The organism is Paucisalibacillus globulus DSM 18846 (assembly GCF_000482485.1).
Taxonomy (GTDB): Bacteria; Bacillota; Bacilli; order Bacillales; family Amphibacillaceae; genus Ornithinibacillus; species Ornithinibacillus globulus.
Window position 1 is genome coordinate 137,231 of sequence record NZ_KI519437.1, and the last position, 11,263, is coordinate 148,493.

At 34.0% G+C, this 11,263-nt stretch carries 6 protein-coding genes; all 6 read right to left on the bottom strand.

The features are described 5' to 3' along the window. Positions 1-15 precede the first annotated feature (15 nt). The 6 genes from K332_RS0116090 to K332_RS0116110 all read right to left on the bottom strand — a co-directional run bounded on the left by K332_RS0116090 (position 16) and on the right by K332_RS0116110 (position 11,249). Positions 16-4,737 (bottom strand): AAA domain-containing protein, encoded by a 4,722-nt coding sequence (locus K332_RS0116090; protein ID WP_026908393.1) that lies wholly within the window; start codon positions 4,735-4,737, stop codon positions 16-18. A gap of 152 nt (positions 4,738-4,889) precedes the next feature. Further along, entirely contained in the window at positions 4,890-5,183 is a 294-nt protein-coding gene (locus K332_RS0116095; protein ID WP_026908394.1) for a hypothetical protein, read from the bottom strand. Between the two features lie 349 nt (positions 5,184-5,532). Then, complete coding sequence (locus K332_RS24580) at positions 5,533-6,414, bottom strand: DUF6119 family protein (RefSeq protein WP_245604731.1); 882 nt, start codon at positions 6,412-6,414, stop codon at positions 5,533-5,535. Positions 6,415-6,509: 95 nt separating this feature from the next. Further along, positions 6,510-6,983, bottom strand: coding sequence for a hypothetical protein (locus K332_RS24585; RefSeq protein ID WP_245604733.1), 474 nt, complete (start codon positions 6,981-6,983; stop codon positions 6,510-6,512). 84 nt (positions 6,984-7,067) lie between these two features. Continuing rightward, positions 7,068-8,054 (bottom strand): restriction endonuclease, encoded by a 987-nt coding sequence (locus K332_RS0116105; protein WP_026908395.1) that lies wholly within the window; start codon positions 8,052-8,054, stop codon positions 7,068-7,070. 33 nt (positions 8,055-8,087) lie between these two features. Beyond that, positions 8,088-11,249: a DEAD/DEAH box helicase gene (locus K332_RS0116110; protein ID WP_026908396.1), complete on the bottom strand. Its 3,162-nt coding sequence runs from the start codon at positions 11,247-11,249 to the stop codon at positions 8,088-8,090. Positions 11,250-11,263: the final 14 nt, after the last annotated feature.

Consider the following 11,263-nt stretch of genomic DNA (forward strand, 5'->3'; position numbering starts at 1 on the left):
CATAGGTTACTCACCTTACTTCATATACCAACCAGGCTGATTTTTTGTCGAGCGACTACCTTTTGAAGTGAATTGAAAATAAATATCCTTTGTTGCAAGTTCTTTAAATATGGGTTTTAACTCATTTCCACCAACTACCCATAGACTTCCACCTTTATCTCGCTTATCAATAAAATCTAATCCTTTAGAGACCAAGTAGTTAGTTAACCAAGAATTATCAACATGATTATCTATACCCTCTTTATCAAATAAACTCATTTGTTGAATATCAACTTTGTCATCTTCAAATAAACTTTGTTGTATTTCAAAGTTTAAATTACCTTTATTAGATTTTTGTACCTTATTAGTCCCTTCATTAGATACCTTCTGATTGGCAATATTCATATTTTTGTCTTCTATATAGTCATTTGAGCCAATCTCAGAAACATTTGGCTCAATTCCCATTTCATTTAATCTCAGCCAGAGACTTTCCATTGCTTTCTTTCTGTTAAAGTAAAACTCTCTACCTCGAATACGCCAAAACTTCCAACCGGCTCGTTCTAATGACTCTTGACGTTGCATATCTTCCTCAAACTTTTCAGGCCCGTGCCATCTCTCGCCATCACATTCAACTGCAAGTCTATCCCGAATGCCCTCAACGACAAAATCAATACGATATCCACCAACCTTAACTTGTGGGGTTACTTTATAACCTTTGGCTAATATCATTTTTAATACATCTATTTCAAAAGGTGAATCACATAACTGTTCTAAATCTTCAAGTTCCTCATTTACTCTAGTAGGATTTTTACAATAACTTAATAATGAGTATCTATAGTCATTATTGTTTAATTCACTTGTATCAATTGAATGGTATAATCGCATTTGGTTCCTGGCACGGCTTGCTGCAACGTTATAGCGCTGTTTTTCACTAGGCATTGTAAGTGACCTGAATCTCCTATTTGAGGCAACAACCATAGAAAGAAATACGATATCACGTTCATCCCCTTGTAAATCATATGGGTTTCCACATATAATTTTTCGTGCGACGTATTCTGCATCTCCTATTTTATCCCTTATTAAAATTTCAAGGAGTTTGTGCTGTTTATTTCCTTGTAACGTTATGACTCCAATTGTTTGGTCTTTATACTTTGGATTATGCACTACCTTATATATGTCCTCCGCTATTGCTTCAGCTTCTGGCCTATTAATATCTTTATCTTTCTCATCATTGTAGCCTTCCTCCACCTTTATAGCCATTACTGGTGGATCAATCTTCTCCTCTTCTAATGGTAATCTTAATGGTATCATTTCTCCACCGTAGCTAAGGTCATTTGAAAATTGAATAATCTCAGGCACACACCTAAAATGTTCTCTTAACATTAATTTTCCTGCTTTAGGGAATGTTTGCTCGGCTATTTCATATAATGAAATATTACCATCAAATAAATCAGAATTTGGAATGTCAGGTAAGTAGCGGTTAACTAATTCATTCACATCATCTTGTTTAACCCCAATTGCCTGTGGGCTTATTTGTTCATCATCACCTACAACAATCATCTTTTTTCCTCTTAATAGTACATTTGCTGAAAAAATGTCGCACTGACTACTTTCATCAAAAATAACAACATCAAACTTATCATTCGTTATTGGGAAGTTTTCAAGGACTTGTGTTGTTGGCATAATCCAAACCGGAATAGCACTTTGAGCATCTTTCATAGCTTCTCTTGCACTGTACAAATAACGTCTATTCTTACCTGTCCCTTTTCCATACCTTTTTATATAAGACTTCCATGAAGACAGTGCTCTTTTTTCCTTTTCAGTAATTCTCTCAATTTGGCTTTTCCATGAGGCATCTCTTACAATGCTTTGAATCAATTTCCTTTGATAACCCTTTTCTTTTTCAATTAAACTTCTTAATTTAGTTGCATTAATATCTTTAGTCTGATCAAGCCAAGTTCTTAATTTTTTTAGTTCAAATGATTCTAAGTAATTATTTGGATACTCCCAAATTTCTCCAACGGACATTTCAATAGATTTTTTAGTTAATGGTAAACTATTATCTAACTTGAATAACAGTTCGTAGAATTTATTAACAGCTTTCTTTGTCTCATACAGTTCTACTAATTGATATAACAAGTTGTCCCATTTATTAATATCGCGATTTTCAAATGCTTCAATCATTTCATATATAATTGAGTGGTTATTTTCTTTTTCACCAAATGACTTTAAGTTAGTTAATTCCTTTTGATAAATTTCAAGCCACTTTTTATATTCTAAATAAATTTTAGCTTGCTTTATATTTCCTAATAGAGTGTTTACATCCCCAACCGAATATAAATCAACATTATCCACCGTAAGCTTGTCTTCTATGGCATTCACTATCTCGAATACCTTTATTACAGTTTGTAACTCTATTAATTGCTCTTCTAGTAGGTGTGGAAAGCGCGCCTCGTCCTGTTTAATATTAGGGTGTTTAATTTCTTGCATATTTCCGTTGAAAATTCTGGCTGTTTCTGCCTTTAATTCTTGGTACTTAATATAATCATCTATCGGCCCAAGATCTTCAAGATTACTAATTGGTTTACCATTTAAAATCGGTTCCTCAAATAAATATTTTGCTTGTTTACCTTTAAAAAGGAAGAAGGTCAGATTCGGTTTTTTTCCACTTTCGAATCGTTCTTTAGCAACTCTTATATCTTCTTTAATTTCTCCAATATCTTTATTAGGTAAATTAACAGTATGTGTCACCAATCTATTGTAGTAATGAAACAATTGCTTACAGCTATCCTGTATCTCATCTACTAAATTCCTCCAACGCTCTTCCCTTATACCTCCGGCCTTCAAATCATTTATGACTGATTTATATCCACCTTCTTGTATAATGTGCTTAAAGTCTAATATGACATTTAGATTGTGGATAATTTCATCTAAAGAAGGTATATCACTTGGTAATTGATAAGATTCTAATTGCTTAAATCCCTCATCCTTACCTTTGGCCAATTTTTCTCCATCATGAACAAGATCCCTAAAAGCCTTTTCATTTCTTATATCTGAATCAATTCTTGGAAGCAATGTCGAATAAAGTTTTAAATCCTCGGAATTCAACGAGTCCCTAAAATTCCAAAGTTCCTTAAACTCTACTTCATTAATAGGGAACTCAGTTTCCATATCTAATTCGTCCAAAATCCATTCATAATTTACACCTGATTCAGATAGCTGTTTAGCAACATCGTATCTAAACAGTTCTTCATCTTTATACTTGAGGACAGATCCTTCCTTTTCCATATAATTCTTCAATTGATTAAGAAGTTTGGATTCCTTTCTCTTACTTTCATCAAGTTCTCTAAGATTTAAATCGACATTTTTACTTAATTTATTTGTGTCTAATTCTCCTAACTTTTCACTAATTGTATTAATAGACTTTTCAATTTCCTGTAACGAATCTCTTCCACCACCTAATACCGGAACACATAGGTCTTGGATGTCCTTTGGAATTTTACTTTTCAAAACACGTAAGGGATTTTCTTTTTGACTAGTAATTAATACCCTTTTGCCTTCTGCCAAAAAATGAGATACTAAGTTTGCAATTGTATGTGTTTTACCTGTTCCTGGTGGCCCTTGTACAGTAACTCCGTAATTTCTTTCAATTCTTTTGACTATTTCTTTTTGCTGTTCATTAGATTCTAGTGGGAAAAACAATTCATTTCTAGTCAACTTATTGATGTGGTCACTATCTAATTCTGTTTCACCAGTGTGATTAAACTCTACTTCATCACCAAGGATTGATTTCACTGCATCGTTAATTTCAATACTACCTGAGTCAATTTGTTCAATTATATTTTCAAGATCGTCACGTAATACACGAGTATTTTTAACCCTAAAGATAAAAATACTTTCATCATAAATAATAGGGGTTTTGCGAATTTCAAAATGTTCATTTGGCCCCTTATATTCACCATCTGCATCGATTGTATTAATTAATTGGGTTAACAAATCAGATAAATCATCTTTTATATCGAATGTTTTTAAACTATTTAGTATCGCATCGGCTCTCTTTTTATTTGGCAAACTCACCCCTGAGAGCATTTCCCGTTCTACGTTATTAATTTCATCTATTCTACTTGCTGTAATAACACCCTTCTCGGCATCCAAGTTCAACTCCAACTTTTGTGTTAAAAGAGGGGAACGAATTAACCCGATCTTACTATCAGGATGATTCCAGATTAAAACACCTCTTCCAAACACTAGTTCTAGTGACTCTCCTTCTCGGTCAAAGCGGGAGACTAAATCAAAGAATTCATTATATAATCTTGAAAGTTTCTTTTTTTCTTTTAGATTTTCCGCCCACTTAGTCCATTCACTTATAAAACCTTTATATAACTTTGTTCTCTCTAGATCATCTTCAAATGCTTCAAAGCTTTCTTCACCATGTTCATTTATATATCTTTTTTGAGCTGCATGGCTTGGAGAAGTATTTTCATTATTTATGTTAAAATCCAGCCATTCTTTTATGGCTTTAGTAGGGTATGGAGGTACTTCCTCTTCCCTTTTAATTTGTGGCTTATGTATTTCTAAAAATGTATCAATATCATCACAATCTTCATCAACATAGCAACCCTCGATTTCCTTTAATTCATTTGGGTTCCAATATTTTTCATACCCTCTGTAATCTCTAATAACTTTACCGGTTAATTTCGTTAATTCTAATAAATACTCAAAAAACCTTTTTTCCTTAGATATGCTATTTATTTGCACAAAATCACCTCTTTTAACTCGCTGTACTTCCCATTTTCATTAATAAACTTTTTAGGGTGTATTTATGCGAGTTTCGATAGATTAGAAATAATCGTGATTGCCCCCAATTATTATAATTGACCAAAACTAATATCAATCACTATATTTCTTATTTAATCCATTAAGTCTATTTTAAACGATATATTATCTACTTTTTCACCAATGTCACTTATTGAATCATAGACGCCATTTCCTTGTATCTTTTCCAATTTTTCGTAAACATCACTAATGCTATTCCAGGTACCTTCTCCTTTTAGCTCGTCGATTTTATTATTTAGATCCGCAATTGAGTTGTATAATCCTTCACCTTTGATTTCATCCAGTGAAATATTCATTTGTGCCACATTATTATTCATTTCTCTCATTTCATCCCTAATTTCTTTTAGTACCTCAAGTAACTCTTCCATTTTCAAAACAACTCCTTTTTATTATATTTGTTAGACTCATGAATATTATTTGAATTTATAACATGCCCATATGGGTAAACGACAGTGGTATAATGAACATTCGGTGATTTTATGACAGTCTCTATGTTGTATGAGTTACTGGGGCCACTACTCCCCTTAGGTCTTTTGCAACTATTATTCGTGGATTATAATTGAGTGAGCGCATTTTTGTAAGCCATTCTATTATTTCAATTTTAAAGTATATAGATCTAATTTTAGAAAAGTCTATAGATCCATTTTGTTGAAAAATGCTGGATAAACTTGTTACAAATAACATCGAGATAGTATTAATTTTATAAATATCATATTCCTATAGTATATCCCTATGAATATTCAGAATATCGGCACTGTGTAAAGATTGTTGGATACAATATCGTAATTCAGGTGTATTACCTATTTTTACATGTATTAACTCATCATTATCTTGACTGTATAAATCTGCAAATTCAACACTTTTAAATGTTCTATGTAGACTTTTTCTATCTAATAACTTATATTGGTACTCATTTTCTAAAAATATGTTATATGGATATTCGGTATATGTAACCTGATCATATGTATGAGGACTAGCTGCTTGAATCTCTCTTCCTTTTTCTACTACTGAATCTAGAAGATTATAATTTTCATCGTACGTAACATATTCATTAACCTTTAGAATCTCACGTTCAATAAATTCCATATAAGACTCATTAAAACTAGCCCATTTTCCTTTATATAGGCAGTAATTCTTCCCATGGTATTCCGTAATAAAGTCCAATACTCTCAACAAAGGAAGTTGTCTATTTCTTCTTGAAGCTGGCCTTATTGAAACCCTAGATATATCATCGCATTCCGCCTCAATCAAAATATCTGCAATACTTTCAATAGTATAGGAATCTATGGTATAACTTTTTTTATAGACTATCTCTATCTGGTCATCATTAGCAGGTTCAATAAAAATATCACCATCATCTTCTATAAAATATGATAAAGTAACACTAGTATCACCACCCAGAATCCCAGTAAGTAATCTTCTATCTAGATCTGCAATCTTTGGTGCATTATCTTCATTACTTTTAAGAAAATTCATTCTTGGCAAACTACCTGACTTTTCTTCATTCAGTAATAAATAATTTAATTCATGGACTATATCCAAAATATCATTAGGTTTATAGTCATTAACATTTAGTTTTACCGCTGAGCCAAACTTCATTTTGTCTTCATACTTATGTAATAAAAGTTCAGAATATTTATCTTTCAAACTAATCTTACTAACGAGTAATTCATGACTTTCTCCGATTTCGGAAGTTACAAATGAATTGACATTATATTGGGTAAGGGATTTGTTTTAGTTTGCTTAAAAAATTTGGCAGACTTTACTTCTATTGAACTTTCATCATGTATTATCTCTGCTATATCAAACCCAAAATCCATATCCGCTGTATTACTTGCGTAGCTGTGTCCTCTTCCTAGGGATATAGCAAATACGTCTCCTTCTATCTCAATAATAACCATACCAAAAGCAGATTCTACTGACTTAGTATTTTTTGAATCATCACCAAAATAATTTCCCCAATACTTTGCCCACTCTATTTCAACCAAATCATCAGAATCTAATTTAAAAAAGAAATCCACTTTCATTGAGGCACTTTTTTCTTCACCATCAATAATTCTAGTGCTATTATAATTGATAGAATCGCCCACTCTATCCATGCCTTTTTCTCTTAAATCCGTGATGAAGTCCTCTCTAGTAATGACTTGCTTATATATACTAAATTCCACTGGAACCCCCCCTGTTTTCTAACAATTTCAAGCTATTTTGTCATAAATTGATACTAACAAGTGTGATAGTTCAACTGTTCCTTCTCAGTTTTGATCTGGAACATACATCTTCTGCAAAGGCAATAACGCCCTAACATCATTCGGCATATTCTCGTACCACTTAACAACCAAATCTACTAATTCCTCCAAATCTACCAACCTAACAGAATTATGTCTAGCAACCGCTTCTGCTTGTGATGTAAAACCACCAGTTGAAACAAATAAACTATTGGCATCAATCGGATTTGCCCCCAATAACTGTTGAATCTCTGGTGCCGATGCAGAAGACTTACGATGCTTTACTTGAACTTTAATAATCGGCTTTTCAAATCCAAAGGCATCTTTATAAGCCAGTACATCCACTCCACCATCAGGCCCCTTTGGACTTACCCGTACATTGTAGTCCATCGCTTGCAAAAGTCCTCCAACCAGTTCTTGCATTTGCCATGGGTCAAGTTTATCAACTTTGTCTTGTACCATTACCAGTGCTTTATTAACCAAGTCTTCTATTATTTCGCTTTCTTCAGCTTCATCTGTTTCCTCCGGTTCAACAAAGGGGTACTCTAATAATCTTTCAATCTCACTTCCCCAATCATCTACACGAAATACTGTTAATACCGAACCTAAACTATTCTTTGCTGCTTGTGATAGTGTGTCTCTAATAACTGTAGTTTCTTCCCATTCCACCCTTATATTATTTGGGTATGCAGGATCCCCTATTGACTCATTATAAAATGGATCTTCAGTTACAGTTCCAATCAAATATTCTCTAGTTTCTTTAAAATAAGTGATAACTCTATCACCCTTCTTTATTTCTCTGCTGAAACGCCATACCTGGTTAATCCAGCTCTTTCTAGTATTAGGTTTACTATCAGCAAATACAGTATTTGCTTTAGTTAACATTTCTTCCTTTGAACGATATTGTTTAGGATCGCCTAATTTAGGCCATCCAATGGAAGCAATACCTTCATCCTTCCATATTGGAATTAATTCATTATTATCTCCCGCACGAACCATCCACCATCTTTTCACCATTTATCCCCCTCGTTAAATAAACATTGTGCCTTAATTGAATAGATGTTCAATAATTTCGTTTTCTCTTATTTCATACACGAATACCCGGCTCTTAATCGCTTGATAATCTTCCTCTATCATCTGCCGCTTAAATTGATGTATATCGTTAGTTACCACAATTAGTCGATTATCTCCATCAACTTCTTCACTGATAATATCTACTAACCCAAAAGCCCGCTGTACTCTTACGTTTAATCTACCCTGCTTTAATTCATGTGCTTCAATCAAAGATAAATAGTCTTCTGGAATTACACGGCCATTTTCTATTCCATTTGGTTTAACTTTAAATTGCGCTATCCTTTTAATAGGCTTTAATTGAATAGAACGTTGACGATCAATTTCCGTTAAACGGTCTTTACTCCTATCTTCCATTTCATCTAATTGTGAATAAGTTTGGTTAATCAAAGCACTATTTTTACCCTCTACATTTTCTTCCTGGTACTTCTTCAACCGTTCTTGCAAGGTTTCCATTTGATCCTCAAATGACTTTCTTAAGAAAACTCTTTTTCGATTAGCATAGTCTTCGCGCTTACGTTGTATTGACTTTAATAGTTTCCTAGCATGTTTAATCACATGGCGTTTAATATCCTGTTCTTCTATGTCATACGTATTTGTAACATCCAACGATTCATTAAAAAGCATATAGGGTGACATTTGTATAAACTCACCGTTTGCCCGTTTACCAGTTAACATTAACTTTTGCTCCAGCTCACGGCCGTTACCGTCCACAATTGTCACTTGATTTAGTTCAACTGTCATAGCTTCTGGAACCGATGCCTTCACTTCATAGAGTGGAAGCACGGCTTGCTGCATCTCTTTTGCAGTTAGTTTCATCACTAAGTTAAACAACGGATTATCATTTTCAATCATTGGTATTGAATCAGATACTTTTGATGAAGATAAGGCAAAACGAATAGAATCATCAAAATTGAACATCAATTTCTGATCACGTGCAAAATCACGTATACGCTTAGGAAAACGGTCTATACGGGCAGTTGTGCTATCAGCTGAAATATTCAACCTCGTTCTTGTATTTTTTAATCCATCAACTACAAAGTGCCCGTATAAACGATTAGGAATGCTGTTTATCGAAACTTCATCAAATGAACGCTTAGCCCCAGGTAAATCAAAATTATCATCTAATCGCTCACTCTGAGCCAGTTCTAATAGCCTTTTGTGTTCTTCCGATAATGTCTTTTCCATGTTTGCAATTATCTCGTCTAAATCTTCACGACCTGTAATTGCTTGTTCCATAACCGAAGATAAATCAGCTTGGTGATCCTCAAGTACTTCACCTATAAAATCATAAACAAGATCTTGTCCAAGATCTTCACGCATTTGTTCCATCTTAGTAAGTAACCGTATTAATACGTCGCCTTCACGTGTATTTGTAGCAACAAGGTTAAACACAAAGACTTCATTTTTCTGCCCAATACGGTGAATACGTCCCATCCGTTGTTCCAAACGATTAGGATTCCATGGAATATCATAGTTGACCATTTGGTTACAAAATTGCAGGTTAATTGATTCTCCTCCAGCATCTGTAGCAATCATGATTTGCACATCATTTCGAAACTTCTCAACTTCCTCTTGTCGTCTATCCATAGAAAAGTCACCAACAATTTTGGCTATCTCTGGAACGTATGCTTTCAATTTCTTCTCAAGATAATTAAGTGTGTCTTTAGATTCAGTAAAAATTAAAATCTTCTCATCTTGTGCCAACAAGCCACTTGCACCAAACAGTGTCTTCTCTAATTCAAGATACTTGCGCTCATTTTGGCTTTGCCTGATGACATTCGCCTTACGAATTAGTTGATCCAGCATTTCTATCTCTACTTGTAATTCATCTAAATCTAGTTCTTCGTATTCGCCTTCAGCATATTCTTCAAGCAATTCCTGTTCTTCGAGTGAACTATCTTCATAGTCCTCATAATCCAATATCATCTGTTTTACTTTTTGCCCTGTTTCTAACGCCTTCTGTAAGCGTTCTTTCCGACGTACAAGTGATAAATATATTGCTTCAACAGATGAACTTAATCGACGTTGTAATATCATCATTGCAAAAGCAACATTTGGTTTATTATTCTGTTTTGCACGGTTAAAGTGATGTCTTACATATTCTGTTACAGCTTCATACAAATCAGATTCCGCTGGACTCAGGTCAAACCCTAACGTTGTAGTTGTACGTTTCGGGAATAGGGGAGTTCCATCAAAGTTAACCATATTTTCCTTTAGTCGACGGATAACATATGGATTACTTTTCTCTAGAATTGAATCACTTCTATTAAGTTGTGAGAAGATATCGTGATCGATCAAACTCATCAAATGACGAAAATTTTCTTTATCCCCCTTGTGAGGTGTTGCTGTCAATAGAAGAGCATGCTCCGTATGTCTCAACAAATTTTCACCTAGTTGGAACATCTTTGTCCGCTTCACTTTGCGTTTCATTTGCCCTACTGTATACGCAGCCATTTTATGAGCTTCATCGACTATGACTAAATCAAACTGCGAGTTAATAATCATGTTTTTTATATCTTCTCTAGATGCCCAGTACATCGACGCAATAACTTGCTGGTGCATATCAAAAGGATTCAATTCACCTGAAGCATCCAAATAAGAACGAGTAATGATTAAGAAGTCTTCATTAAATTTTTCCTTTAATTCCGTTTGCCACTGTTTCAATACAAGAGGTGGTACCAAAATTAATGTTTTTCGAATCATGTTCCGTGCCTTCAATTCACGGATAAGCATACCGGACATAATTGTTTTACCTGCACCAGGATCGTCAGCTAATAGATAACGTACTTGGGGCGCTTGTAACATTTTGCTATAAACCGCTTCAATTTGGTGTGGTAAAGGAATCATATTCCTATTTCCTCTAGCCCGCGATTGTGAGTATTCTTTCTCCGTTTGTAACACATGATATTGTAAGTAATGTTGAAATCTATCTCTCAATTTATCTGAAGCATCTTCATCAGAATAACGTTCAACTTCTTGTAATTGATGTTTCTCAAGATAGTTTTCAAAGAATTGATTAGACTCTCGCCCAACAGCTTCTACTAAATATAAATCATCATCTATGCTTTCAACATGTTTAATTTGAACGGCTTCTGGCCAGAAAGATGCTCCAACAATTTCACCTTTTTTAAGCAAAAGTAACACCCCCA

Excerpts from the sequence above, each read along its gene's own strand:
- K332_RS24580 (WP_245604731.1), bottom strand. The coding sequence starts at position 6,414 with ATGAAGTTTGGCTCAGCGGTAAAACTAAATGTTAATGACTATAAACCT.
- K332_RS0116095 (WP_026908394.1), bottom strand. The coding sequence starts at position 5,183 with ATGGAAGAGTTACTTGAGGTACTAAAAGAAATTAGGGATGAAATGAGA.